Annotated in this window: 21 protein-coding genes and 1 tRNA gene; 9 read left to right on the forward strand and 13 right to left on the reverse strand. The window is 41.4% G+C overall.

Features of this window, described 5'->3' with window-relative positions; all coding sequences use genetic code 11:
* Window positions 1-213: 213 nt before the first annotated feature.
* From ispG to KSP24_RS12670, 5 genes are all read right to left on the reverse strand, one after another.
* Entirely contained in the window at window positions 214-1,332 is a 1,119-nt protein-coding gene (gene ispG / locus KSP24_RS12650; protein WP_013372694.1) for a flavodoxin-dependent (E)-4-hydroxy-3-methylbut-2-enyl-diphosphate synthase, read from the reverse strand.
* A gap of 110 nt (window positions 1,333-1,442) precedes the next feature.
* Window positions 1,443-2,699, reverse strand: a complete 1,257-nt coding sequence (gene clpX / locus KSP24_RS12655; protein ID WP_013372695.1) for an ATP-dependent protease ATP-binding subunit ClpX — start codon at window positions 2,697-2,699, stop codon at window positions 1,443-1,445.
* A gap of 12 nt (window positions 2,700-2,711) precedes the next feature.
* Entirely contained in the window at window positions 2,712-3,302 is a 591-nt protein-coding gene (gene clpP, locus KSP24_RS12660; protein WP_016324659.1) for an ATP-dependent Clp endopeptidase proteolytic subunit ClpP, read from the reverse strand.
* Window positions 3,303-3,709: 407 nt separating this feature from the next.
* The gene (gene tig, locus KSP24_RS12665; protein ID WP_013372696.1) at window positions 3,710-5,023 is read right to left on the reverse strand and encodes a trigger factor; all 1,314 of its coding nucleotides are present in this window, start codon (window positions 5,021-5,023) and stop codon (window positions 3,710-3,712) included.
* 143 nt (window positions 5,024-5,166) lie between these two features.
* Window positions 5,167-6,099, reverse strand: a complete 933-nt coding sequence (locus tag KSP24_RS12670; protein WP_025678472.1) for a hypothetical protein — start codon at window positions 6,097-6,099, stop codon at window positions 5,167-5,169.
* 238 nt (window positions 6,100-6,337) lie between these two features.
* Here KSP24_RS12670 and KSP24_RS12675 point away from each other — a divergent pair.
* Both KSP24_RS12675 and KSP24_RS12680 read left to right on the forward strand, forming a co-directional pair.
* Window positions 6,338-6,411, forward strand: a tRNA-Arg gene (locus KSP24_RS12675).
* 214 nt (window positions 6,412-6,625) lie between these two features.
* Complete coding sequence (locus KSP24_RS12680; protein ID WP_137079123.1) at window positions 6,626-7,390, forward strand: exodeoxyribonuclease III; 765 nt, start codon at window positions 6,626-6,628, stop codon at window positions 7,388-7,390.
* Between the two features lie 112 nt (window positions 7,391-7,502).
* Here KSP24_RS12680 and KSP24_RS12685 read toward each other — a convergent pair whose 3' ends face one another.
* Window positions 7,503-8,849, reverse strand: a complete 1,347-nt coding sequence (locus KSP24_RS12685; protein WP_058712256.1) for a GH1 family beta-glucosidase — start codon at window positions 8,847-8,849, stop codon at window positions 7,503-7,505.
* 364 nt (window positions 8,850-9,213) lie between these two features.
* Here KSP24_RS12685 and KSP24_RS12690 point away from each other — a divergent pair, with 364 nt between their 5' ends.
* Window positions 9,214-10,254, forward strand: a complete 1,041-nt coding sequence (locus KSP24_RS12690) for a LacI family DNA-binding transcriptional regulator (protein WP_216975261.1) — start codon at window positions 9,214-9,216, stop codon at window positions 10,252-10,254.
* Window positions 10,255-10,341: 87 nt separating this feature from the next.
* On the opposite strand, the gene glpK is transcribed toward KSP24_RS12690, so the two are convergent.
* The gene (gene glpK, locus KSP24_RS12695) at window positions 10,342-11,835 is read right to left on the reverse strand and encodes a glycerol kinase GlpK (protein WP_216975262.1); all 1,494 of its coding nucleotides are present in this window, start codon (window positions 11,833-11,835) and stop codon (window positions 10,342-10,344) included.
* A 31-nt stretch (window positions 11,836-11,866) separates the two neighbouring features.
* A complete protein-coding gene (locus KSP24_RS12700; protein WP_216975263.1) occupies window positions 11,867-12,691 on the reverse strand; it encodes an MIP/aquaporin family protein in 825 nt (274 codons plus the stop codon).
* A gap of 317 nt (window positions 12,692-13,008) precedes the next feature.
* On the opposite strand from KSP24_RS12700, the gene KSP24_RS12705 reads away from it, so the two are divergent.
* The 4 genes from KSP24_RS12705 to KSP24_RS12720 all read left to right on the forward strand — a co-directional run bounded on the left by KSP24_RS12705 (window position 13,009) and on the right by KSP24_RS12720 (window position 17,729).
* Window positions 13,009-14,490: a PTS transporter subunit EIIC gene (locus tag KSP24_RS12705; RefSeq protein WP_216975264.1), complete on the forward strand. Its 1,482-nt coding sequence runs from the start codon at window positions 13,009-13,011 to the stop codon at window positions 14,488-14,490.
* Window positions 14,491-14,688: 198 nt separating this feature from the next.
* Complete coding sequence (locus KSP24_RS12710; protein WP_216975265.1) at window positions 14,689-15,972, forward strand: ABC transporter substrate-binding protein; 1,284 nt, start codon at window positions 14,689-14,691, stop codon at window positions 15,970-15,972.
* 32 nt (window positions 15,973-16,004) lie between these two features.
* Entirely contained in the window at window positions 16,005-16,880 is an 876-nt protein-coding gene (locus KSP24_RS12715) for a carbohydrate ABC transporter permease (protein WP_216975266.1), read from the forward strand.
* 21 nt (window positions 16,881-16,901) lie between these two features.
* Window positions 16,902-17,729 (forward strand): carbohydrate ABC transporter permease, encoded by an 828-nt coding sequence (locus KSP24_RS12720; RefSeq protein WP_025678485.1) that lies wholly within the window; start codon window positions 16,902-16,904, stop codon window positions 17,727-17,729.
* A gap of 237 nt (window positions 17,730-17,966) precedes the next feature.
* Here KSP24_RS12720 and KSP24_RS12725 read toward each other — a convergent pair whose 3' ends face one another.
* The 5 genes from KSP24_RS12725 to KSP24_RS12745 all read right to left on the reverse strand — a co-directional run bounded on the left by KSP24_RS12725 (window position 17,967) and on the right by KSP24_RS12745 (window position 23,583).
* Window positions 17,967-18,161: a hypothetical protein gene (locus KSP24_RS12725; protein WP_148266409.1), complete on the reverse strand. Its 195-nt coding sequence runs from the start codon at window positions 18,159-18,161 to the stop codon at window positions 17,967-17,969.
* 35 nt (window positions 18,162-18,196) lie between these two features.
* Window positions 18,197-19,729 (reverse strand): radical SAM protein, encoded by a 1,533-nt coding sequence (locus tag KSP24_RS12730; protein ID WP_102163564.1) that lies wholly within the window; start codon window positions 19,727-19,729, stop codon window positions 18,197-18,199.
* Window positions 19,695-21,368 (reverse strand): ATP-binding cassette domain-containing protein, encoded by a 1,674-nt coding sequence (locus KSP24_RS12735; protein WP_025678486.1) that lies wholly within the window; start codon window positions 21,366-21,368, stop codon window positions 19,695-19,697. Before KSP24_RS12735 ends, KSP24_RS12730 begins: the two co-directional genes overlap by 35 nt.
* Before the next feature lie 245 nt (window positions 21,369-21,613).
* Window positions 21,614-22,261: a hypothetical protein gene (locus KSP24_RS12740; protein ID WP_025678488.1), complete on the reverse strand. Its 648-nt coding sequence runs from the start codon at window positions 22,259-22,261 to the stop codon at window positions 21,614-21,616.
* Window positions 22,255-23,583 carry a radical SAM/SPASM domain-containing protein gene (locus tag KSP24_RS12745; protein ID WP_216975267.1) on the reverse strand — a complete coding sequence of 443 codons (1,329 nt, stop codon included), beginning with the start codon at window positions 23,581-23,583 and terminating at the stop codon, window positions 22,255-22,257. The genes KSP24_RS12740 and KSP24_RS12745 overlap by 7 nt, the downstream gene beginning before the upstream one ends.
* 669 nt (window positions 23,584-24,252) lie before the next feature.
* On the opposite strand from KSP24_RS12745, the gene KSP24_RS12750 reads away from it, so the two are divergent.
* Entirely contained in the window at window positions 24,253-24,999 is a 747-nt protein-coding gene (locus KSP24_RS12750) for a LytR/AlgR family response regulator transcription factor (protein ID WP_254207786.1), read from the forward strand.
* Window positions 25,000-25,316: 317 nt separating this feature from the next.
* Window positions 25,317-26,018: a sensor histidine kinase gene (locus tag KSP24_RS12755; RefSeq protein WP_254207787.1), complete on the forward strand. Its 702-nt coding sequence runs from the start codon at window positions 25,317-25,319 to the stop codon at window positions 26,016-26,018.
* Window positions 26,019-26,134: the final 116 nt, after the last annotated feature.

The following is a 26,134-nucleotide window of genomic DNA, read 5'->3' on the forward strand; positions in this document are numbered from 1 at the left end:
TCCCTCCGTTTCTCATCTCAGCAATTTGAAAATGCTGTTCTATGAAAGACAGTATTTCCTTTTCCACGAGAGCTAAACGGCTGTCTTTCAAAAGATCAGAGAGAAATACAAAAACACCGCGAAGAACAGTTCTGTAGCAGAGCTGCTCTCCACGGTGTTTAAACAATGACAATAGTTTATGATTATACCTATTTTTAAAATAACCGCTTATGCCTACACTTTCTCGGCAGTGTGACGCTCTTCACGTCCGGGTATTTTACCTGTTTCCTCATAAGCTTTGACGATGATATCAATTTCTTTTTTCAATTCGTCAACCATTTCAGCCTCAGGGACTTTGCGAATCATCTTTCCATAACGGAACAATAGACCTTCTCCGCGTGCTCCGGCAATTCCGATATCAGCTTCCTTCGCTTCACCCGGGCCGTTAACTGCACACCCTAGTACAGATACTTTAATCGGCACCTTGAGTTTTGCAATGTAATCCTCTACCTCGTTCGCAATAGAGAACAGATCAATATCCAGACGCCCACAAGTCGGACAAGAAATCAATGTAGCTGCGTTCGTGATCAACCCAAACGTTTTGAGCAACTCCCGTGCTACCTTCACTTCTTCTACCGGATCGGCACTTAGCGAAATACGCATAGTGGACCCGATACCTGCTGCCAACAGAGCTCCCATACCTGCCGCGCTTTTAACCGTTCCAGTAAAGAGTGTACCGGCTTCGGTGATGCCCAAATGGAGGGGATACTTAATAATTTCAGCTGCCTTCGTGTAAGCGGCAATCGCCATTGGAACGTCAGAAGCCTTCAGTGATACGATAATATCATGGAAATCAAGCTCTTCCAGTATCCCGATATGGTACAGTGCACTTTCTACCATCGCTTCTGGCGTAGGGTAGCCATACTTATCCAGTAAATGCTGTTCCAATGATCCGGCGTTAACACCAATCCGAATCGGAATCCCCTTTTCTTTACATGCCTTAACGACAGCTTCCACTTTTTCACGTCGTCCAATGTTGCCTGGGTTAATGCGAACCTTGTCAATTCCATTTTCAATTGCCAGTAGAGCCAGCTTGTGATTAAAGTGAATGTCTGCAACCAGCGGAATATGAATCCGCTTCTTAATTTCTTTAATAGCTGCGGCAGCTTCCTCATTGTTGACGGTAACCCGCACTATCTGACATCCGGCTTCTTCCAAACGAAGAATCTCGGCTACTGTAGCTTCCACATCTGCCGTCTTGGTTGTGCACATGCTTTGGATGATGACTTCATTGCTGCCGCCAATCGTCAGATTCCCGACTTGAACGGGACGTGTGTCTTGTCTTAAGAACATATACTTTTCTCTCCCATTAACGCCAAACCTCCACCCCATAAAACCTCATACAGGTTTCGTGAAGTGGAGATCTGGCTTCTCATGTTGTAGAGATCGCGAAGTATCAATCCTTAGGCGCTCTCTTCTTGTTTTTTATCCTTATCTGTACCACCGAGTTCCGGTGCAATTTTGTCTTTTACTACCTGCTCGTTGATGACGCAAGTCGTCACATCATCACGGGAAGGAACTTCGTACATAACGTCAAGCATAATACCTTCAATAATTGCGCGAAGGCCACGAGCACCCGTGTTACGCTTGATCGCCTCACGAGCAATGGCTTCCAGAGCATCTTGTTTAAACTCCAGCTGCACATTGTCCAGTTCCAGCATCTTCTGGTATTGCTTGGTCAACGCATTTTTCGGTTCAGACAAAATACGAACCAATGTCTTCTCATCAAGTGGCTCCAGCGTCGAAATGACTGGCAAACGTCCTACGAATTCCGGAATCAGACCGAACTTCAACAGATCCTCAGGCAATACCATGGAGGTATATTCGCCTGGTTTCAGATCTTTTTGTTCACTAGTCGCGTTAAAGCCGATGACCTTCTTACCGATACGACGTTTGATCATTTGCTCCAGACCATCAAAGGCACCGCCACAAATGAACAGGATATTCGTAGTATCAATTTGAATGAATTCTTGATGTGGATGCTTGCGACCGCCTTGCGGAGGTACAGAAGCAACCGTGCCTTCCAAAATCTTAAGCAATGCTTGCTGTACACCTTCACCCGATACGTCACGGGTAATGGACGGGTTTTCAGATTTACGAGCTACTTTATCAATTTCGTCAATGTAGATAATGCCGCGTTCTGCTTTTTCTACATCATAATCGGCAGCTTGAATCAGTTTCAGCAAAATGTTTTCAACGTCTTCACCCACATAACCCGCTTCCGTAAGGGAAGTGGCATCTGCGATAGCAAATGGGACGTTCAAAATTTTAGCCATGGTTTGCGCAAGCAACGTTTTACCCGAACCTGTAGGTCCAAGCATCAAAATGTTACTTTTTTGCAGTTCCACATCATCAATTTTGTTTTGTGTATTAATACGTTTGTAGTGATTATACACCGCAACAGACAGTGATTTTTTCGCTTGATCCTGACCAATAACATATTGGTCCAGAATTTCACGGATTTGCATTGGTTTTGGAATGTCTTTCAGATCTACTTCTTCTTCATGACCCAATTCTTCCTCCACAATTTCCGTGCACAACTCGATGCATTCATCACATATATATACGCCCGGTCCGGCAACAAGCTTGCGAACCTGATCCTGAGATTTACCGCAGAAAGAACATTTTAATTGTCCTTTTTCATCATTAAATTTAAACATAGAGCCACCCCTTTACAGATTAATCGGTTTAGACAGCACCTGGTCAATGATACCGTATGCTTTTGCCTCTTCCGCTTCCATGAAGAAATCCCGGTCAGTATCACGTTCGATTTTTTCGAGGGGCTGACCTGTACGCTCCACATAGATTTGATTCAGCTTGGCACGTGTTTTGATAATCCAGTCCGCATGAATCAGCATGTCGGAGGCTTGCCCCTGAATGCCGCCGAGCGGCTGGTGGATCATAACTTCACTATTGGTAAGTGCATATCTTTTGCCTGGTGCACCAGCTGTGAGCAATAAAGAACCCATACTAGCAGCCATACCTACACAAATCGTCGATACATCCGGCTTAATGAATTGCATTGTATCATATATACCCATGCCTGCAGTAACAGAACCGCCTGGCGAGTTAATGTACAAATTAATGTCCTTCTCCGGGTCTTCCGCAGAAAGGAACAATAGCTGTGCAATGACGAGATTGGCGACATCGTCATCAATCGGGCCACTTAGGAAAATGATGCGATCCTTAAGCAACCGCGAGTAAATATCGTAAGATCGTTCTCCTCGATTCGTTTGTTCCACAACCATAGGGACGAGACTCATCACGACCAACCTCTTTTCTTTATTAAAATGAACACCTGTATTCATCCGCTTCCTTATGTCCCATTAAAACGGAAGCGGCAATCATGAAACGTGAACACCTTACAAAATATTTTAACATGTTCAGAGTCTCGTGTCATATTTGCCTGCTCATATATGAAGTGCAGGCTATGTACAGACACCCTGCCGAGACCTTCTCATATTTAACCATGTTTCGTATGTATGTGCAAATGTACGGTAGTGACTTATGTAAAACAGAAAACACCATTCACAGCGCTTTCCATAAACGACTAAAATTTGGGTTGTCTAAGGTAAAAATAAGGCACGTAACTTTCACTACGTGCCTTATCCTTATCTAATTACTACGTTGCAGCCTGTTACAGCCTACACCGTATATTTTATCGTTTAAATTACTCAGCAGCTGCAGCTGGCGCTTCAACTTCTTTGCTGTTTTCCACCAGCAAAGCGATTGTTTTGCGCAGGGAGATCTCTTCTTTCAAGTTAGCGAACGAGCCGTTACTTTCCAGAATGCTGCGGATCTCTTCTACAGAACGTTTGTAAGTGTCAGCCATGTTTTGCAGTTCTTCATTAATTTCCGCTTCGGAAACTTCGATGTTTTCTGCTTTAGCCACTTGCTCCAGCACGAGGTTGTTGCGTACGCGCTTCTCAGCATCTGCTTTCATTTGCTCTTCCAGGTCTTCTTTGCTTTGACCGGAGAAGCCGAGGAACATTTCAAGGTTCATGCCTTGGCTGCGCAGACGGTTGTCGAAATCGCGAACCATGTTTTGCACTTCACTCTTGACCATTGCTTCAGGAATGTCGATTGTTGCATTTTCAGCAACTTTCTCCACTACAGCGCCCTCACGAGCTGCTTTAGCTTCGTTTTCTTTGCGCTCCAGCAATTGCTTTTTCAAGTCTTCCTTGAATTCAGCAAGTGTGTCAAATTCACTTACATCTTTAGCAAATTCATCGTCCAATTCAGGAAGAACTTTGCGTTTCAGTTCATGAACTTTCACTTTGAATACAGCTTGTTTACCAGCGAGGTCAGCAGAATGGTAGTTCTCAGGGAACGTTACTTCAACGTCCTTGGAATCACCAGTGTGCAAACCAATCACTTGGTCTTCAAAGCCAGGGATGAAGGTATTGGAACCCAGTTCCAGAGAATACTTCTCAGCTTGTCCACCTTCGAATTGTACGCCGTCTACGGAACCGTCGAAGTCAATGATAGCTGTATCGCCGGATTGAGCAGCATCTTCATCAACAACAACCAATTCAGCATGACGTTGTTGCAGGCGCTCCAGCTCTTGAGCCAGTTCTTCGTCGCTTACTTCGTTTTTGCTTACAGGCACTTCTACGCCTTTGTAATCGCCCAAAGTTACTTCAGGTTTAACCGTAACTTTTGCTTTGAATTTGAAAGATTCACCTTTAGCAAATTGATCAATTTCAACATCAGGGCTATCTACTGGGAAGATGTCTGTTTGCTCTACAGCTTGGCTGTATGCTTCTGGCAACAGGAAGTCAATTGCATCCTGGTACAGACTTTCAATACCATAACGTTTTTCAAAGATAGGACGTGGTACTTTACCTTTACGGAATCCTGGTACACTTACTTGTTTAACCACTTTATTAAAAGCTTTGTCGAGTGCAGCGGCTACACGATCCGCGTCTACCTCAACTTCAAGAACCCCAAGGTTCTTCTCTATTTTCTCCCAAGTTGCTTTCATTTTATGCTTTCCCCTCCAACAAAATCTTCACTTAGTTTTCATTACAATCAACGCACACAAAATAACCACTATAGTATATCTAACATTACTGTCTTTTTCAAGGGCAGCCCTTGAATGCTTTAACAGGTAAACGTTTCCGGTCATTAAGGAGTGTTCATTCCCGCCGCGACGAATAATCGCATCGACCGATACGCTTGCTCAAAACGGAAGCGTAGTGCATCTGTAATGCCATATATAGCGCGGGTTTCTTCCTCATTATTGTTCCCGTTCAAACTTTCCGAAACGGTCTGATGGAGTGCTGCTGCCCAAATATCCGGCATCCCGTCCTCTTCCACCAACATTGATCTATAATCTTTCGTACCGTACACTGCCATCACAAACTGTGACCATAGCTCCTGTGCAAAATAGAATAGTGTAGGCTCATGCACTTCAGTCTGGTCAGCTACCCGTTCCAAAATACGCATAATCGCCTCTGGAAACTCATCGGGCTGTAACGGAACCGTTTCAATATCGATTTCCGTCTTTTCATCACCCCGTCTGATTTCTATCGTCCCTTCCATTCCACGGCGTCTCATTGTCTGTAGAACACGGAATTGGAGAAGAGGATGGATTTCCCGTTCAGTAATCCAGCGAAGCAAGGCATCGTCGATCTCCGGCAGTTCCAAGTAGGATAGCTGTTCCAAAGCTAGAATCGTCTGTTCGGATAACGGTTGATCCATAGCCATCTGCAAAAGCTTGTTACCGTAGCCTGCATCCTGTTCCTGCTTAAAGCGTGCATGACGGCGAGCCAACTCAACTTCACTGACTTCGTCTTCTTCCACATTGTCCGTTGCCGCCCCGCTGTCAGCGTACTGTGGAAATGCAGCTTCCAGCCATTGTAACAGAGCGTTCCATTCATCGTATTGTTTCTGCTCCTGTCCCTGACACTGCATCAAAAAACGCAGCATCGCCATCGCCTCTCCGTAACGTTCGTTCTCAAGCATCACCGTAAGTTGAATTTGATAGTAGTCCAGTGTCTTCGGAAACAATACGATATTATTTTCTTTTGTCGTCACCTTGGAGTCCTTTATTTTCAAGGCACCCCCTCTCCTCCGCAAGCTAAAGTATTTGTAGATTATATGAGAAACAGCAGCCGAAGTTCAACCACTCGTCTTCAACATATTCACCTGTATTCTAACATACCCTTTTATAAGGCAAAAAAAACGATGTGTATTCTGAATTTATGTGGTGTAGAGGCCAAATAAGCGATATATGCAAAATAAGACTTGTATCTTTTTCATCCATATGATATATTAATATTCGCTTGAATTTTATGTCCCAGTAGCTCAGCTGGATAGAGCAACGGCCTTCTAAGCCGTCGGTCGGGGGTTCGAATCCCTCCTGGGACGTATAGCCGAAGCTTCCTGTTTAGGAAGCTTTTTTTATTTTCCAGCGAAATAGGACCCACTGTGGATGTTAGAGCCTAGCATCGTATTACAACCTACTTTAATGTAGAAAAGGCTGTTTCCGCAGCGCTGTTTGAGCGTTTGTCTGGGACAGCCTTTTATCGAGGGTATACCATTACACCGCTTGACTGCGTGGAGTAGTAAGGAGTTTAATCAAATGAAATTAATATCTTGGAATGTAAATGGCTTAAGAGCCTGTGTAACCAAAGGATTTTATACTTATCTAAAAGAAACGAATGCTGATATTTTTTGCGTACAGGAAACGAAGCTTCAAGAAGGACAAATCCTCATGGAGAACATGGAGGAATACGTTCAATACTGGAATTACGCTGAGAAAAAAGGGTACTCCGGCACAGCTATTTTCACCAAAATCAAGCCGCTCTCTGTGCATTATGGACTTGAAGAAAATGAAGAGCCAGAGGGTCGAACTATTACACTAGAATTCGAAAAATTTTACCTCGTCAATGTGTACACACCAAATACGAAACGAGACTTATCGCGATTGCCATATAGACTGGAATGGGAAGACCGTTTTCGCAGCTATCTGCAACAACTAGACGCTCAGAAGCCTGTCATCATTTGCGGAGACTTGAACGTGGCTCATCAGGAGATCGACCTTAAAAATGCTAAAGCCAACTACGGTAATGCTGGCTTCACACCCGAGGAACGAGACCGCATGTCACAGCTGCTCAACGCCGGATTTATAGATACCTTCAGATATTTTTATCCTGATCGGACAGATGTTTATTCCTGGTGGTCCTACATGCCAAAGGTGAGGGAACGGAATATCGGCTGGCGGATTGATTACTTCCTCGTCTCAGAGAGGCTTCGTCCGCTATTAATGGATGCGAGTATTGATTGCCATATTACAGGCAGTGACCACTGCCCTGTTATATTGGATTTGCAAGATATTTCTGCATAGATCCCCTACCTGACGCAAGGATTTATAAAATTAAAAAGCCGTTATGCTCTGTTTTACAGCATGACGGCCTACATAAATTGAAGCTATCGCTAACTTGCACCTGGTTTTCTGTTTAAAACCCGTTCTTCTCCATCATTTGCTTGAACCACAGCGCACTTTGTTTGGGGGTCCGTTCCTGCGTCTCATAATTGATATGTACAATACCAAAACGCTTGCTATATCCCCAGGCCCATTCAAAGTTATCAAAGAAAGACCAGACAAAATAGCCCTTGAGCTGACCTCCCTCCCGGATAAAGCGATGACACGCCTTTAAATGCTCTTCAATATAGCGCTGACGCCCGGTATCTTCAATCTGTCCATTCACCAGTTCATCCTTCATCGCTGCTCCATTTTCCGTAATCAGAATGGGTAAGCCCTTGCTAAAATCCTTCTCAATCCGCGTCAGCAGCTTATAAAAGGATTCAGGGTGAATCTCCCATCCCATGTCTGTTACTGGCTCCTCCATGTGAACCTGCTCTACTTGCAGCAATGAGGCGTCGTTAGTTGCTCGAATGATACTGCGGGTATAATAGTTAATGCCTACAAAATCTCCCGGCTGCTGAATCAGCTCCAGATCACCAGGCTGTACAAAATCCAATCCATTCAGATACGTTCCGTACCATTCCACCATATCTTCAGGATACTTTCCGTTAAACAATGGCTCAGCAAACCAACGATTAATAAAGCCATCCCTTCTGGCGGCAGCAGCAATGTCCTCGGGTCGCTCGGAAGCGGCATCCACATGTTCCATGTTTAGCGTAATGCCAATTTTACCTGTTAATCCTTTTTCCTTGTGCAAATTGATCGCAATCCCATGACACATCAAAATATGATGGGCGGCAGTAAAGGCTTCTTTCCAGTTCTCATGCCCAGGGGCATGCTCCCCTGTACCATATCCCAAAATAGAAGCGCAATAAGGCTCGTTTATCGTATTCCACCAGTTAATTCGCTGGCCAAATCGGTCCATGATTACAGAGGCATACGTTTTAAAATGTTGGATAATCTCTCGCTGCGTCCATCCACCTTCGTCCTCAATCCACTGCGGTAAATCCCAGTGATACAGAGTCAGCATTGGAATTAGCCCGGCCGACTCAAGCTCATCCAGCAGATGCTCATAGAAGAGCAGCCCTTGTTCGTTGACCACGCCGGGCGCGGGCATAATGCGCGGCCAAGCCACAGAAAAACGATAATGTAAAAAACCAAGCTGTTTCATTAATTGCACGTCTTCTTTAAAGCGGTGAAAATGGTCACAAGCCACATCTCCACAATCCCCTTCGATCACCTTCCCGGGAATTTGACAGAAAGTATCCCAAATGGAGGGCGTTCTACCGCCCTCTTTTGTGCCACCTTCAATTTGATAGGAAGAGGTTGAAGTTCCCCACATAAACGTATCAGGAAATACAAAGATATTCTCACTCATACTCGGTACCTTCCTTTCAGAAATAAAGACTTCACAGCTCCGGCCATTACACCGCCGACAATAAAGCGCTGGAGGAAAATATGCAAAATAACCAGCGGTAAATGCATTCATTTTTACGAAAGCGGTTTAGTTAATTACAGCTACTATTATGTATCGAATAACCTGTATTTGTAAATAGAGAATTATGAAATATCAAAAAAATATAATCACCGTTAAATTATCGTTGTTACTCCTTAAAATATTAGGATAAATCCTTTATTAACTCTGTTGACTCCCATCTATGAGGTAGCATAGAATACGAGTAATCATTGAATTTGAAATACAAAGTCAATTTAACTAAATCAGTTTAGTTGCGGAGGATTCCATGAATATAAAAACAATAGCTAGTATGGCAGGCGTTTCAGTAGCGACGGTTTCGAAAATCATAAACAATTACACAGATATCAGTGAGGAAACCCGGCAGCGAGTACTTAAAATTATGGAGGAAACAGGCTATAGACCTTCCTCCTCGGCTAAAACACTTGCTACCAAAAAATCCAATCTGGTAGGCGTTATATTCGCTGGCAAGCTGAATGTCGATTTTAGTCATCCTTTTTTTGTGGACATCATTAATGTTTTCAAAAAGCAGATTGGCTTGCTCGGTTATGACCTGCTGTTTTTTTCAAATGAAAAATTTCTGGATAATGGAGAGGACTATTTGGCTCGCTCGAAATATTTTTCAGTGGACGGGTGCATTATTATTGCTGGGGACGAAGTGGAGAAAAGTGTTTTCGATCTCGACGCCAGTCTTATCCCCTGCATCGGTGTCGATATTGAGCTAACCGGAGCCAGTTCCTGCTACATTATGTCCGACAATCAAAAGATCTCAATGAAGGTTGTTGAGCACTTTTACATGAATGGATACCGCGAGATGGGTTTTATAGGCATTGAACGCCCCTCCTTGGTTATTAAAGAGAGAGAGGAAGCGTTTATCGCTTCACTAAAGCGGTTTAGTCTTGATGTAAGACCTGAATGGATCGTGTATGGTAATGACTATGCGGCAGAGGATGGATACCAGATCGCGAAGGCGTGGATACAGCAAGGAGATTTACCAAGAGCTGTTTTTGCGGCTACCGACCTGCTTGCCTTTGGTGCCATCCGTGCTTTTAAGGAAAACGGCTTGAGGGTACCCGAGGATATTGCTGTAGTAGGCTGTGATGATATTGAAGCCTGTCGTTATACCGATCCTCCATTGACGACTGTAAAACAAGACAAGCAAAAAATAGGTCGTCTAGCCGCCATGGTGCTGTTTGACCTGATGAATAAACAAATGGATACGAAATGTATTAAAGTAGAGCCCGAACTAGTCATTCGTACCTCTTGCGGAGCCCGGCAAAATTGGAACCATACGAGGATCAAGGGATAGCATATACCTCAAAAAGGGTGACTCCTGTTGAAATTCAGAAGTCACCTTTTTACAGTTTAAATATATAGAGCCTCTTCGTTTAAGCTATTACTTATAGGCCATCGTTGCATTCACGGCCTTTTTCCAGCCTTCATACAGGCTGTCACGTGTTGCTTCATCCATCGTAGGGGTAAAGGAAGTTTCCACCCTCACTCGCTTACGAAGTTCATCTGTACTCTTCCAGTATCCAACCGCCAAGCCTGCCAGACATGCGGCACCCAGCGCTGTTGTCTCATGGATGACCGGCCGTTCCACCGTCGCATCCAGAATATCGCTCTGGAATTGCATCAGAAAATTGTTCAACACAGCTCCACCATCCACTCGCAACATCTTCACCGTAATACCTGAGTCAATCTCCATAGCTGTAAGCACATCCTTGGTCTGATAAGCGAGCGACTCCAAGGTGGCGCGGATAAAATGCTCTTTTGTGGTTCCCCGCGTCAGACCGAACATCGCTCCACGCACCTCGCTATCCCAGTAGGGGCTGCCTAGTCCGACAAAAGCGGGTACAAGATACACCCCTTCTGTAGAGGAAACACGGGCCGCATAAGGCTCACTGTCCTTCGCCTCACGGAACATGCGCAGCCCGTCTCGCAGCCACTGGATCGCCGAGCCCGCAACAAACACACTCCCCTCAAGTGCGTATTGCACTTTGCCTTCCTCCAGTCCCCAAGCGATGGTCGTGATCAGACCGTGCTTGGATTCAACAGGCTGATCCCCCGTATTCATCAGCATAAAGCAGCCTGTGCCGTAAGTGTTTTTGATCATTCCTTTTTCATAACAAGCCTGACCGAACAAGGCTGCCTGCTGGTCACCTGCTGCACCAGCGATCGGTACATTCTGACCAAAAAAATGATAATCCACGGTGTGCGCATATACCTCGGAAGAGGGCCTTACCTCAGGCAGCATGATTTTTGGAACACCCAGAATGTCCAGCAGCTCTTCATCCCACTTGAGCTCGTAAATATTGTACATCAGCGTTCTGGCCGCATTGGAGTAGTCTGTTACATGAGCCTTTCCGCCGGATAGTTTCCAGATTAGCCACGAGTCAATCGTACCGAAGAACAAGTCGCCTCGTTCCGCCTTTTCGCGCGCGCCTTCTACATGATCCAGTATCCACTTTACTTTAGTGCCTGAAAAATACGGGTCGATCAATAACCCTGTTTTGCTGTGAAACAACTCCTCATGCCCTTGCCGCTTCAATTCTTCGCAAATATCCGCGGTTTGGCGTGATTGCCATACGAGTACGTTATACACGGGTAATCCTGTATTTTTGTCCCACACGACCACCGATTCACGCTGATTGGTAATGCCGATGGCAGCAATTTGGTTAGCTTTTACACCCGATTCGGAAAGACAGGAGGCAATAACGCCCAGAATAGAGCTCCAGATTTCATTCGCATTCTGCTCTACCCAGCCGGGGTGAGGAAAATATTGCGGAAATTCCCGCTGGGCTGAGTACACCACATCTCCTTCGCTATTGAACAAAATCGCTCTTGAACTTGTCGTTCCCTGGTCTAGTGACAAAATATATTTTCCCATGTTCATCTCTCCCCGTGTAAATCCATCGTTTTTACGCTGTTAGCTTATGATTCATTTTATGATTTTTATAAGTACGACTGATACGGAAGGTAATCAAAAGTACCACCGCGATGACCCCTAATAAAATCCAGAAAGCCGAAGTTACACTTCCCTTAAAAATGGCCTGATAAAATGGCCCTGCGAAAGATCCCCCCAATAGCGGTCCTACAATGGGCACCCATGCGTATCCCCAGTTGGATGCTCCCTTCCCGGGAATCGGTAGCAAATAATGCATCAGACGCGGTCCAAAATCCCTCACTGGATTGATGGCATAACCCGTTGTACCTCCAAGGGATAAACCGATACTGACAACCAAAAAACCAACAATCAGCGGTTTCAGGCCGTCTGTAAATGAATTGGCACCAAACGACAGTAAGGCAAGGACAAAGATAAAAGTACCTATCATTTCACTAAGCACGTTGGCAAACGGATGATCAATAGCTGGTCCTGTCGCAAATACACTGAGTTTGGTTGCTGCGTCCTCCGTCTCTTTCCAGTGGGGCCAATAATGCAAAATGACGATCACTGCACCCGCCATGGCCCCAAAAAGCTGGGCCATAATATAGCCGGGAACATCCTGCCATGGAAAACTACCCTGAAATGCCAACGCGAGTGTAACTGCCGGATTCAAATGCGCTCCGCTGATTTGACCCACCGCATACACCGCAATAGCTACCGCGAGCCCCCACCCCATTCCGATCACAATCCAGCCGGAAGCGTGAGCAAATGACTTTTTCAGGGACACCCCTGCGCACACTCCGCCACCTAGGGCAATAAGAATCATTGTCCCTATGAATTCGGCTGCGTATGGCGACATACAACCAACCTCCTCAATAGATCCTCCGATTTTGATCGTTTTCATCGCGCAAAAAAAGAAAAGCCATCACAAACCAACCCTGTGCTGTACCATGGGATGTCTGCGTGGCTCTCTCGTCTCCGTCACGATTATTAACTTAAATTTGATATTATATAAGCATGTAAGCGATGTCAACTACGGATTTACGTCTTTTTGTATTCTAAAATAATCGTTGACCATGTTAGATTGCGCGATTTATGATGTAAAAAAATGGCTGGACGTAAGGATTTCAGGATGAATACGACACTCCCAAACTTGATGAAGAAGGGAAGAATGTTATGCTGAAATTTCTACAAAAAATCGGCAAGTCGTTAATGCTTCCAGTAGCTACTTTACCTGCCGCAGGGATTTTGCAAGGGCTAGCTCTCATTAATTATGAAACAGACATTCCGCTTGGTCCTGGAGTGGGTGGATTTCTCAATCATTATGTCACTCCTTTTCTGAACGAAGGGGCGGGTGCCATCTTCGGCAACCTGGCGCTCATTTTCTCCATCGGTGTTGCTATTGGCCTGGCAGGCGACGCGGTAGCCGCACTTTCGGCGGTCATTGCCTACTTGGTGCTGACCCGTATTTTGGCGGCCGTACCGGGTATATTTGCGTATATTCCAGACGACGTCAAGCTGGACATGGGCGTATTGGGTGGTATTTTTATCGGCGGATGGTCTGCTTACCTGTTCAAAAAATATCACAATATTCAGCTTCCAGATTGGCTTGGCTTTTTTTCGGGCAAACGTTTTGTCCCCATGATTACCGCCTTCACGACCATGATTCTAGCCATTCTGCTCGGCATGATCTGGAGTCCGATACAAGATGGAATTGCAGCCTTCGGCAACTGGATTGTCGGCTTTGGCGGAATCGGGTCAATGGTGTTTATGATTGCCAATCGGCTGCTGATCCCGCTCGGTTTGCATCATGTGTTGAACTCGATCGCATGGTTTCAAATTGGTGACTATACCAATGCTGCAGGTGAAGTTGTTCATGGTGATCTGACGCGTTTTTTTGCAGGTGATACATCGGCAGGTATGTTCATGTCCGGCTTCTTCCCCATTATGATGTTCGCTCTGCCTGCGGCGGCTCTCGCATTCATCCATACGGCCAAACCGGAAAAACGTAAAGCTGTCGCTTCCATCTTTATTGGTTCTGCGCTAGCATCGTTCCTGACCGGAATTACTGAGCCCCTCGAATTTTCGTTTATGTTCATTGCACCATTGCTTTACGGCGTTCATGCTCTGCTAACAGGGCTGAGCGGTCTGGTCGTATACCTATTGGATGTCAAACTCGGCTTTTCTTTTTCAGCAGGTCTCATTGACTATCTGGTCAATATGAAGCTCTCCACTCACCCTTTGCGAATGATCCCGATCGGGCTTGTCTTCGCCTTCGTGTATTATTTTCTATTCCGCTTCATCATTCTCAAATTCAACCTAAAGACTCCCGGGCGTGAAGACGATGTAGATGACAATCCCCTATCTGAGGCTAACGAATCCATACCCCACGGAAAGGCAAGCACTCTATCCGACACTCAGTCCAGTCATGCAGACAAGGTCCTAACCTATCTCGGCGGTTCAGACAACATCCAAAGCATTGATGCCTGTATCACACGGCTACGCCTTGTCGTCAAAGACGACAAAGTGGTTAACGATCAAGCTCTTAAGCAGCTCGGAGCGTCAGGAATTATCAGGCTTGGGAACGGTACCCTGCAGGTTATTTTCGGTACTCGGTCCGAAACTCTGAAAGATGAGATACAACGATTGATGTCATGAAGCTAATCCCCTGACTTAAACACGTGCGATCTTCCTATAACAGACGCACGTGCTTTTTTTTATGGATAAACGTTTCAAATTTTTTGTTTTTGGTTAAGGCAATGCACATAAATGGGTAACAGCTTCATATGATGGAGCTAAACCATTTTACAACTTGTTCAGTAGGCAGATTATTCAGACAGCAAGGAGGGAAATGACGTGAAGACAGTACAATGGCTGATATTATGTCTTGCTTTTCTCACTATGATTAGTGGTTGTAGTGGGTCCCTGTCCTCTGAAGGCCAATCATCTGAAACTAATTTGTCAAACGGAAAAAAGATAACGCTTACATTATGGTATTGGAATCGTTCTATTGATGATGAATTGCTCGCCCAGGCGGAAAAACAGTTCCCCGACATTGAATTAAAAACTCAAAAAATAGGCGGTGACTTTAAAGCCAAACTGAAGACAACGCTCGCAGCTCGTTCCGATGAACCAGACATCGTAGCTCTGAACGACTGGATGGTGGAGCTGTTCCCCAGTGCAGATCATTTTTATGATTTAAGGGAACTCGGAGCAGATCGCCTGAAGGATCAATATTTGGAATGGAAATGGAATCAGGGGATCACTCCTGATGGTAAAATGATTGCATTTCCTATGGATACTGGACCCACCGCCCTCTTCTATCGTAGCGACCTGTTTGAACAGGCGGGCTTACCTAGTGATCCTGAACAGGTCAGTTCCTCTATCCGTACATGGGATGATTACATGGCAGCCGGAGAACAACTTCGTCAGAAATTCGGAAGTCGTTCGTTTTTGGCTGATAATATTGTAAACGTTTACAATCAAGTGCTTGCTCAGCATACGAACCTATACTTCAAGCCGGACGGAAGTTATGTCGGCAATCAATCTCCTGACATCCGCCTAGGCTGGAAAACCGCTGTGGATTTCCATAGGAAGCATCTGCTCGCCAATGCGGATGGCTGGACTCCCGAATGGAACGCTTCGGTCAATAACGGTAAAATCGCCTCGTTCGTAGGGGCAATCTGGATGAAGCAAGTTCTCACAGAGGCTGCACCGGATACAACAGGCAAATGGAGAGTCGCTCGGGCTCCTGGAGGAGACGGCAATCTGGGAGGTTCTTTCATCTCTATCCTCAAATCCAGCCAACACCCCAAAGAAGCCTTTGAAGTCCTGACCTGGCTGCAAAACCCGGAACACCAACTGGAAGCCTACCACAAAATCGGGCTGTTCCCATCCACTCCCGGCGTCTATGACGATCCAGTCATGGAGACACCCGAGCCTTTCTTTGGTGGTCAGGCCACTGGTCTCATTTTTGCCGCCTCCGCACGTCATGTGAAAAGCAGCTATTTCGGCGAGCGCTATCCTGTCATCCATGGCATAGTGACCCGCCGTCTTTCCAATGTGGCCAAACAAGATGCCGATCCCGACGCATTATGGTCGGAAACGATGCAACGAATTGAACGGGAATTACAGCGGTAAAAAACAAAATCCAAAAAAGGCGTGTGGACAATATGCTGAGAGAAATCTGGAAGCACCGGGCCGTATATGCTGCGATCTCGCCATTTTATCTGCTGTTTGCCATCTTTGGCTTGTTTCCGATTGGCTTTTCATTGTACCTGGCGTTTCACAAATGGGACGGGATCGGAGACATGACCTATAACGGTTGGGGTAACTTTCGTTACCTTGTGACAGACACCGAATTTTGGCAGGCTGTAGGCAATACGTTTGTGATCTGGGTGTATGCCACGATTCCAATGCTACTTCTAGCCCTTATTGTTGCCTTTCTGCTTTATGCCCCTTTTGTGAAATTGCGCACCTTATGGCGAGTTGGATTCTTCCTGCCCAATGTGACGTCTATTGTTGCTGTTGCCATCATCTTCGGCGCCTTATTTGCCAACAATTTTGGATTTCTCAACTATCTTCTGCAGCTTTTGGGGCTACCTATGATCCAATGGCTCAATGTGCCGTGGGGTATCCAAATCGCCATTTCTTCCATGGTCGTCTGGAGATGGATGGGCTACAACGCCATCATCTATCTGGCTGGACTCCAGAGTATTCCGCATGTGCTGTATGAGGCCGCCAAAATAGACGGCGCAACCGGAGCACAGGTTTTTTTCCGCATCACCATTCCCATGCTGCGCCCAGTTATTTTATTTACGGTCATTACGTCCACCATCGGCGGTATGCAGCTCTTCACTGAGCCACAGGTTCTGGTCGGTAATGACGGCGGTCCCGGGGCAAGTGGCATGACCATCGTTTTATACCTGTACCGCGAGTCGTTCATCAACAACTATTTTGGATATGGTGCTGCCGTCGGATGGGGCATGTTTCTCATCATAGCTGTATTCTCCATCATCAATTGGAAACTCGTTCAAGGTAAAAAATAACGATGGAAGGAGCGTCACAACATGATGCAGACACGTGCAAAATCCATTGTTCTATATGCCGGGCTGTTGGTGGGGATCATCCTGTCGATGTTTCCGTTTTACTGGCTGATCGTCATGGCGACCCGTACAACCTCAGACATCTATCGTTTTCCGCCACAATTGTGGTTCGGTAGCCACTTCCTGGATAACATAACGAGAGTATTGCAGCAGATTGATTTTGCTGGAGCTTTTTTTAATACCCTTTTTGTAGCCAGTTCTGTTACCCTATTGGTGCTGTTTTTTGATTCACTGGCTGGTTTTGCATTCGCCAAGTTTGATTTTCCGGGCAAAAAGGGGCTATTCGTCATACTGCTTGCAACAATGATGGTCCCTTCACAACTTTCGCTCGTCCCCTCCTTTGTCATGATGGCTTCCTTTGGATGGGTAGGTACGTTCAAAGCGCTCATCATCCCAGGTATGATAAATGCTTTCGGCATTTTCTGGATCCGCCAGTATGCAGAAGAATCCATTCCCAAAGAGTTGCTGGATGCGGGGCGTATGGACGGGTGCAGCTTTTTTCGGCTGTACTGGAATGTAGCACTGCCGATTTTAAGACCTGCGTTCGCTTTTCTCGGCGCATTTACCTTTATAGGAGCTTGGAATGATTACTTATGGCCGTTAATCGTTTTAACGGATGAGCGCAAATTTACGCTCCAGATTGCATTGTCCCAGTTGAACGGAATTTACAATACGGACTATGCGATGGTCATTGCTGGCACCCTGCTGGCTGTACTCCCTCTTATTATTTTGTTTCTTTTTATCAGCCGCCAGTTTATTTCCGATCTTGCCGCTGGAGCGATCAAAGATTAGCTTCACTTGATTCCCATCTGGAAATACTGCCCTAAATGGAACACTGCAAATGAGTTACTTCGAAGACTGAGCTTCGCATACGATTGAATATGCACCGTCTGCCTGTGATCCATATTCCCCTGCAAACTTGTTTCCATATTTTTGTAATGATTAATAAAAAATCGCTTCCACTCATCTAACTGAGTAGAAGCGATTTTTTCAAAATTGATATTCTACAAACGTTGATCCTTTAATAGATCAACTCAAAGCCATATCATAGTTTGCACTACTATTCATTTGTCTATCAGGGCGACATTTACATGCACAATTCGAGCCATGTCCAAAATCATGAAGTATGTTATTACTACCGGAAGAACATATGCAAGATAAAGGAACAATTCCAAGACTATTTGCCATTAAAGGCTTCTTTCCAAATGGATTTACAATTCTCATTTATAATCCTCCTTCAACTCTACTTTGTTTATAGATTACACCAAAGTAATATGATTTAATGCTTCTAATAAATGTGGTTTGTTTTCCAAGATAGTATGATAGCTTATCAATGCATGTTCTAGCATATCTAAAGAACGCCTACAAGCCATTCTCTTTTTTTCAATATTAAATTTGTCACTATCGTAACATTCGACGTAACATACCGAACATAGACGTATAGCCCAACATTCAGAACATTGTGGTAAGCTTTCCTTACAATAGTCCTCTATATAAAGATCAATTAACACAGTTTCATCTAAACCACTGTAAACATTCCCAACTGAAGGTGATTTTCCTATGCGTTCGCATAAATGAAAATCTCCATTTGCCGTTACATAGATTCTTCTTGTCGCAGGTGAACAGCAGCCATTTAAATTATAATTCGGGTAAGGAGTTTCAGTTAAAATCCTATCATGTATTATTGAGAATTGTTTGTGTAAAAAATCGATTGTGAATGGGTTACTTTGTGATGTATAAGTATTATTTAACATCAGATCAGTTGTCCAGTTCCCTACAGGGTTATCATAACAATGTATAGGGTTTTCTTTAGTAATCGTTTTCTCTATGTCAGACGAGTGTCTCACATAAGAAATATTTTTAGTAATATCCTTAGGTACCCACGAAAGAGAATTAAAGAAATTTTGAATTTTTTTCATTACCGCATCATTAGTTGGTCTGGGTGTTACCATGCTTAGCGATATAAGGGAATTACTTTTTTCTCCATAAGCATTAATTAGATATTTAAGACCATGAATTGCCTTGTCGTAAGTGCCCGCGCCATTTTTAAATACCCTTCTACAATCATGTATTTCCTTTGGACCATCAATACTACATACAACTCCAAAGTTAGGGATTGTAGATAGATATTCTGCGATTTCAGCAGTCATTAAGGTTAAATTTGTTGTCATTGAAAAAGTTAGATCTTTACCAGCGCCATTTTCCAGAGCATAGGCTACACAATGCTTTAATAATTTAAATTCTATTAATGGCTCCCCACCATAAAAAGTTACCGCGACTTTTTTACCTGAGTTTTTTAAAGTATAATCAATTGCTAACTCTGCTACTTGCCAGGACATGTGTCTACGTCCAAACTCTCTGAAGTCTATGTTTCCTGAATGATATATGCAATAGTGACATGCCATATTACATTGTTCGGTCAACTCCAGTGTAACCTGTTCTAGATGGCTTTTTGCATTTTTTAAAACCTCATCTTCTGATAGTGCAAAGGATAAAAGAGGAGGAGCTTGGAATAAATGCTGCTCATGCGCAACATGTATTAAGTCAATTAGAATAGTCAATGTATCATCATTAACTTTAATAGGATTTATTACCTTCGCTATATCTCCGTACAATTGTAAGTTATTTAGAAATGTATACTCTATTTCATTACATTCCATTACTTTGCCTGTGCCCACATCATATAAATAGGATTTATTCTTTGTCTGAAATAACTTAAATAGTCGAGAATAATTCCCATACTGTTTTTCGATGTTTCTAAAGAACTCCATAACTGTGGAATCCAATATCATCACGTTCCTTTTGGATTTCGATATTCAGGATATGGTCACATGCTGCTAATAGTCTCTGGTCATGTGATACCACGATTGTTATCTTTCTTGACTTTTGCTTAGTCAATATTTCTACAAGTCCACTTACACTCTTTGAATCTAGGGCTGATGTTGGCTCATCAAGAATCGTTAAGAATGAATCTTTACTTAATGCACGAATCAAAGATAATTTTTGCTTTTCACCACCAGAAAAGTTGCTCCCATTTTCATTTATTAATATATTTTCAAGGTTAGATTTTGTTATCATCCCTTCAAGACCAAAGGCATTTATAAGCTCATTTTGGTTACTAGCAGTCTCTTTCGAAAAATTAATTCCAAATTTTAAATATTCCTCTATTGGTAGATTTAAAAACTCCGGATTCTGTTCTACATAAGAAATTTTAAAACGCCTCATATTAAGCATATCCAAATCTTTTATGGAGCAATTATTAAAAGCTATCTCTCCTGTGTAAAGATCACTATATAGACCTATCATAGTATTAAGTAATGTTGTTTTGCCTGAACCATTATGGCCACATATCCCGTAAATTTCACCCTTAGAAAAATCATATGAAAAGTCTCTAAATACGCTTTCACCAGAATATTTAACACCTAATTTTTTAATACTTATTTTCTCTAATTCTACAAGTGTTGCACTACCATAAATATCATTTTCAGATTTCATAATGTCATTTAACCGTTCTATCGATACTTTCGTCTCTTGGTATGAGCTTGCTAAACTTAATAAATATGAGGTTGACGAGATGATCATTGAAAGGTAGGTGTTAATTATAGTGAACTGCCCTACACTCATTTGGCCAATTACAACTTTATGACCTCCAATTCCAATTACAAATATATAGCAGATGATCAATATAAATTGATTTAGATTTGAGAAAATATAATTAGTTTTCACTTGTGAAGTCGCAACTCTAAATAATGAATTAAATGCTTTATTTAACCGCTCATTCATTTCATTAAAGAGTACATTCTTCTTTATAAAAACCAATTTGTTAATTTGTTCGACTTTTTTAGAGTAGTATTCATTTGCTTCTTTTTTGTATTTCAAATTTGCTTTATACAATTTTTTTCTAAAAACCACATATGTAAATATATAAAATGGAATAAGCGAGAAAATTATAACGCATAGTAGTACATCAGCTTTTAAAACAATAATACCGCTGACAATTATTGTTATTACTTGCAATACTAAGTTAGAAATATTATTTGAAAAAAAGTCAACTACTGTGGATGAATCATTATTAATTTGGTCAACTAAGTATGCATTATCCTTATCTTTGAAGACCGACAGTTTGGTTTTAAATATCTTTTGATAGATATCATTGCAGATTTCGTATAATAATAAATTATTCAATTTGGTAGAGAAAAGAGCAGTTAAATATTGTATGAGAATGTTTGCTATATTTATAATCCCCAGTAACAGTACAAAATATAAAATGATACTTATATTACTTTTTGATACTAAATAATCAATATATATGCCTGTGATGTAAGGCACAATAATTCCTATAATCCACAATACTGAAGTAACTGCAATGTAAAAAAATACATACTTGCGCGTTTTTGAAAGGTATTTTTTCAAGTATTCTAGGACTATCATATTCATCACCTATATTTCATATTAGGTAAATCTTAGCGAGATGCTGAAACAGCATCTCGCTAAGTAATGTTACTTCTCTTAAGCTACATCTTGTAGGAACAAGAAAGAGTACAGCCACTTGAACCGTGGAAAGGACAATGTGCACTTACTTGTACAGCACTTTTTACCAATACGTCCATGGTTTTTCCCTCCTTAAATTTTAATTTATATAAATAACATACAGTTGAAAAACTATATGCTACTTATCACTTTTGAGCTGCAATAGAAAATGCACTGTTTTCAAGCGTGATATTTATTTTTGCTTTACCTGCCCCATTTATATAGTTATATGTTAAGTTTGGTCTAAACAATGGCCATCCCGCAGGAACACTTAATGCACTTGCAGTCGTCTTAACTGTAACCGTGTAATCGGAAGCTCCTTTACTAAAAGTTAAGGAACCTGAACCTTTTGTATTGTCATAATTAATGGCTTTTGAGTATCCTACAGGCACACGAACTGACATTGAGGAACCATCTACACCTGTGATATCAAGATTAGTATTTAGCTCTGGAAGTGAAACTCCAGCCTTTGTACTTTCCACCGTTATTTTTTCATAACTTTTTTCAGGAATTAAAATATTAACTCTGTCGGAAATGCCGTTAACTGAGCCTTTCCCCTTTACTGTGATGTAAATTGTAGATCCACTTAATGTAGAAGTGACAGTATACAAGGATTTGTTATACTCATAACTAAAATCACTTGCTGAAGTTTTTGTAACGGTGACATTACAATTTATAGCCGTTAGATTGATATTCTTAACATCATTTGAAGCTGCATTACTTGAAGAACCTAATGGCATCCCCATAAGTAAGAAACCACATAAAACAATACACATTTTTTTTAGCATTAACATGATTCAGAAACCTCCTTCTTATTTTCCGTTAATTGTCCAGCCAGTAATACTTTCGTGCACTCGGTAATATACTCCTGCAAATTATAACGATATTGCTCACATATGTTAAAGTCCGCCATTCTATTGTGAGGACATCCTCCTAAACACACAGGTAAGTACTTACAGTCTGAACATTTTTCATCTTCAGTAGGATCATATAATAAATAACAACCAAGAAGCTCAGTATTCCATTTCACTGATGTATCTTCATTTATAATTCCAACACACTGCTCAATAATTCCAATATCGCTCCAACATTTATATAAATGACCAAGAGGATCAATAACGAAACTATTATACTTGTCCGCAGAACAATAATTACCTTTAGGTGCAGGATAAATATAACTAATTGGGATATCATTTTCCGACATAAATTTTAAATTAAATTTTGAATACATCTCGTCTGTCAAGCACTTAGTTCCCTCATACTTTCCATTCGTCGGCGTAACTAATCCTAGATAAGGTATTACATTTTCCAATAAAGAATTTTCCTTTAAGAATCCTACGATTTCATGTAAATTCAACCAGTTGTCTTGGTCAGTATTTATTCTCATAAATATCTTAATCATCCCTTTAATTTGCTTGAGGTTATTCATTATGACATCAAATGTCCCTCTTCCACTTACTAAAGGGCGTCTAAGATCATGTACTTCTTTAGGACCGTCAACAGTGACTTGAATATCATTTACTCCACATGAGATTAACGTTTGAACTGTTTCTTTATTTAAAAGATAGCCGTTTGTAATGACACTGGCCGTATATTGTATATTGTTTTCTTTACATATTTCCAAAAAATCTTCCGATATCCTAACTATCTGCTTCATTGCAATCAAGGGCTCACCGCCATACCATGTAACATTAAGAGTGTCAAGTTTACTAGCATTTGTTTTAACAAAATTGACTATACTTTGAGCTGTTTCTTCACTCATAGTTTTGTTATGATATTGGTCTTTCTCAAAACAGTATACACATCGAAAATTGCAGGCCATTGTAGGGGCAATTGTTAGCATTAAATTAGAAGATTCAAACCGATTTTTTAAGAGGTTTACCTTTACATATGCTTTTTCATTCATATTATCTTCTACGATATAGCCACATTCGATAAGATTTTTAAGATAAGTATCATTATTTATTGCCAATCCATTGTTTGTAAGTTCGCAAAACTGTTTATAGTACTCCGGTTCAAGAACTGCCAATGCACCTGTTCGAGAATTATAAAGTACCGTTTTATCGGTATTTTCAATAATGTCATTAAAAATAAAGTTATATTGCGAAGCTTTCATTTTAGCCCTCCTTAGAATGGATACGGTCCCTATGTAATTATGAATCGATTATTAATTAGTGACAAAATTCACATAAGTTTTAAAAATAAAATGTACGCTCATTTTGAGTTGCAAATTTCATTCTTGCAGTGCATCCTAGATAGCTTTTACTTCTCGGCTTTTAATGTAGCATAAGGCAAAAAGAAAAAATAAGCTTGTATCCTGAAATGCAAAAAAATCCATCTCAACGACCAAACATGTCAGCTTCATGTGATATTAATATTTTTGTTGCCTATATTTCTTTAATGGCAAAGTACGTTACTTGTTAATTCTTTGTTTATATGTCCAAAGAAAATAAAGGATTAGACTGCTTGAGACAGCAGCAAAGATTAAAAGCACTAGGAGCGTGCAGCTGCTTGTTCCTGCCGTTGTCGTAACGCGAACTTAACCAGTAGAGCTTTAGCTGAATACTTTTATATAGGCTGAAAATAAGGTTTCTAAGCAATAAAAAAGAACGTATCCATTCCCTCGCCTGGGCTACGTCCTCTCCACAGTATAAGTATGCATTTAAACTTTTACCAACAAAAATTCCATAACCTGATGGTAATTGTTTTCATATGTAAAACATCACTTCGAATAGACTTTTTTTACAATATACTGGATTTATATAACATATTTGAGGTGGTCTATTTGTTTCAAGTTGCTGTTTGTGACGATGATCCCGCAATGCATAAAATTTTACAACACTTTTTCATGTGTATGTCAGTAAGTGAATCCTTAGATTTTAATCTACAATTCTTTTTATCGGGGGAAGATCTAATCAAATCTTATAGTTCACAAGAGCGATACTCCTTTCATATTATCTTGTTAGATATTGAAATGAGGGAATTATCGGGAATTGAAACTGCAAAACTTATTCGCCTTTTTCCTGACCGAGAAGTTCAAATCATATTTCTAACTAACTATCCAGAATACATGCTAGAAAGTTTTGAAGTACAAGCATTTCAATATTTACTTAAACCCCTTACTTATAAACTCTTTGTAGAAAAGATAAATAAACTATGTCATTATATGCGTTCTTCAGTATCCCACTTTCTATCTGTGAAAAATAAAACTGAGCATCTTGTATTGAGACACTCTGAAATCATAGCCATCTCAAAAGGTGAAAACAATTACATCCATAATGAACTTTGTATTGCAACGGATTCACACAACTATTTTATTTCCGGAACGTTGAAAGCGGTTTATGAACAATTAAAATATCCGTTTGTGTTTATACATAGGTCAATAATCGTGAATTTAGTTCATATACGTAAGTTTTCAACTACTTCTGTTATTATGTCAAACCAACAAGAATTTCCTGTAGGTCGTTCTCACGCTAAATCGCTTCGTGAGGCGTATGCTCGTTTTATAATTTCTCGTTTTCAGGAAGGGTGAGTTTTTTGAATCATTGCGTTTACATTAATGTCACCTCGTTTTCTAATTACTCTTTATTTTTGTTTAGCACAACAAAGCAAAGTGATTTTTCCAATCCAATAGTTAACCTTTTTTTACTTTTCGCCTCTTTATACTTCATACTTATTATAGTACTATTCGTTCATTATTTAAAAAAAGGAAGAAAATACAAGATAGGGATTATGTATTATTTTGTAATATTAATAGGAACATCGTTTAACTTATTCATACATTATAGTTTATTTTCTTTAATGAAATATAATTCATTCCTTATAATGTCAATAATATGTATTATTGGAATGAACGTAATTATTGTCTTTCTAATGGACAAGCTGATAGAAAAGTCAAACCTCTCACGCTTTTTTCAAAAGCAAATGCTGATGCAAGAAAAACATTATAAAGAAACAACTCGATCTCTTAGTGATATCAAACGAAGTATTCATGATTTCAAAAAACAGTTAATATTTGTCCGTGCTTGTCTACAAGAACAGAGGACGGAAGAGGGTGTTAATCACATTAACCAAACTCTAGAAAATATAGAATCACCACGACTTCATATAACAACAGGACATCTTGTTATTGATGCCTTGGTAAATCACACTTTCAGCATCGCTGATAAAAGTGGGATAGCTTTCTTTCATCAAATCCATATTAACCCTGCAAACATTAGTATTGGAAGTCATGATCTATGTATTGTCTTAGGTAATGTTTTCGATAATGCTATTGAAGCTGTAAGGCAGCTTCCTAGAAAGAAAGAGCATTCAATTCATTTGGAAATTTTAACCGATAATTCTGCCCTATGGATTTATGTTCGCAATTCAAAAAGTAATTGTCTCAATACAGCATTCTCAACCAAAACATACAATTCCCCTTCAAAAAAACATGGGTATGGATTACTTAACATCCATCAAGTAATAAAGAAGTACGGTGGTTATTTAAATACAACAATTACGGATTCAAATTTTCAAATTACGATTATGATTCCATGTAATAACCCTTAGATTTGTAAACATTATGAATTAATGGCTATTCAGAATAAATAAAATGTCGGTAAATACCAGTCTTATAACAATTAAAAGGGAGTGTCCTCAAGCCTGTGATGGCTGAGAGCACTCCC

It is taken from the genome of Paenibacillus sp. AK121, from assembly GCF_019042715.1.
In the GTDB taxonomy this organism is placed as follows: domain Bacteria; phylum Bacillota; class Bacilli; order Paenibacillales; family Paenibacillaceae; genus Paenibacillus; species Paenibacillus polymyxa_C.

Coding starts and splice junctions, on each gene's coding strand:
- clpX (WP_013372695.1), bottom strand. CDS start 2,699: ATGTTTAAATTTAATGATGAAAAAGGACAATTAAAATGTTCTTTCTGC.
- KSP24_RS12700 (WP_216975263.1), bottom strand. CDS start 12,691: ATGTCGCCATACGCAGCCGAATTCATAGGGACAATGATTCTTATTGCC.
- KSP24_RS12720 (WP_025678485.1), top strand. CDS start 16,902: ATGATGCAGACACGTGCAAAATCCATTGTTCTATATGCCGGGCTGTTG.
- glpK (WP_216975262.1), bottom strand. CDS start 11,835: ATGGGAAAATATATTTTGTCACTAGACCAGGGAACGACAAGTTCAAGA.
- KSP24_RS12680 (WP_137079123.1), top strand. CDS start 6,626: ATGAAATTAATATCTTGGAATGTAAATGGCTTAAGAGCCTGTGTAACC.
- KSP24_RS12755 (WP_254207787.1), top strand. CDS start 25,317: ATGAACGTAATTATTGTCTTTCTAATGGACAAGCTGATAGAAAAGTCA.
- KSP24_RS12730 (WP_102163564.1), bottom strand. CDS start 19,729: ATGATATTGGATTCCACAGTTATGGAGTTCTTTAGAAACATCGAAAAA.
- KSP24_RS12705 (WP_216975264.1), top strand. CDS start 13,009: ATGCTGAAATTTCTACAAAAAATCGGCAAGTCGTTAATGCTTCCAGTA.
- KSP24_RS12725 (WP_148266409.1), bottom strand. CDS start 18,161: ATGAGAATTGTAAATCCATTTGGAAAGAAGCCTTTAATGGCAAATAGT.
- clpP (WP_016324659.1), bottom strand. CDS start 3,302: ATGAGTCTCGTCCCTATGGTTGTGGAACAAACGAATCGAGGAGAACGA.
- KSP24_RS12690 (WP_216975261.1), top strand. CDS start 9,214: ATGAATATAAAAACAATAGCTAGTATGGCAGGCGTTTCAGTAGCGACG.
- tig (WP_013372696.1), bottom strand. CDS start 5,023: ATGAAAGCAACTTGGGAGAAAATAGAGAAGAACCTTGGGGTTCTTGAA.
- KSP24_RS12740 (WP_025678488.1), bottom strand. CDS start 22,261: ATGTTAATGCTAAAAAAAATGTGTATTGTTTTATGTGGTTTCTTACTT.
- KSP24_RS12715 (WP_216975266.1), top strand. CDS start 16,005: ATGCTGAGAGAAATCTGGAAGCACCGGGCCGTATATGCTGCGATCTCG.
- KSP24_RS12745 (WP_216975267.1), bottom strand. CDS start 23,583: ATGAAAGCTTCGCAATATAACTTTATTTTTAATGACATTATTGAAAAT.
- ispG (WP_013372694.1), bottom strand. CDS start 1,332: ATGTTCTTAAGACAAGACACACGTCCCGTTCAAGTCGGGAATCTGACG.
- KSP24_RS12735 (WP_025678486.1), bottom strand. CDS start 21,368: ATGATAGTCCTAGAATACTTGAAAAAATACCTTTCAAAAACGCGCAAG.
- KSP24_RS12685 (WP_058712256.1), bottom strand. CDS start 8,849: ATGAGTGAGAATATCTTTGTATTTCCTGATACGTTTATGTGGGGAACT.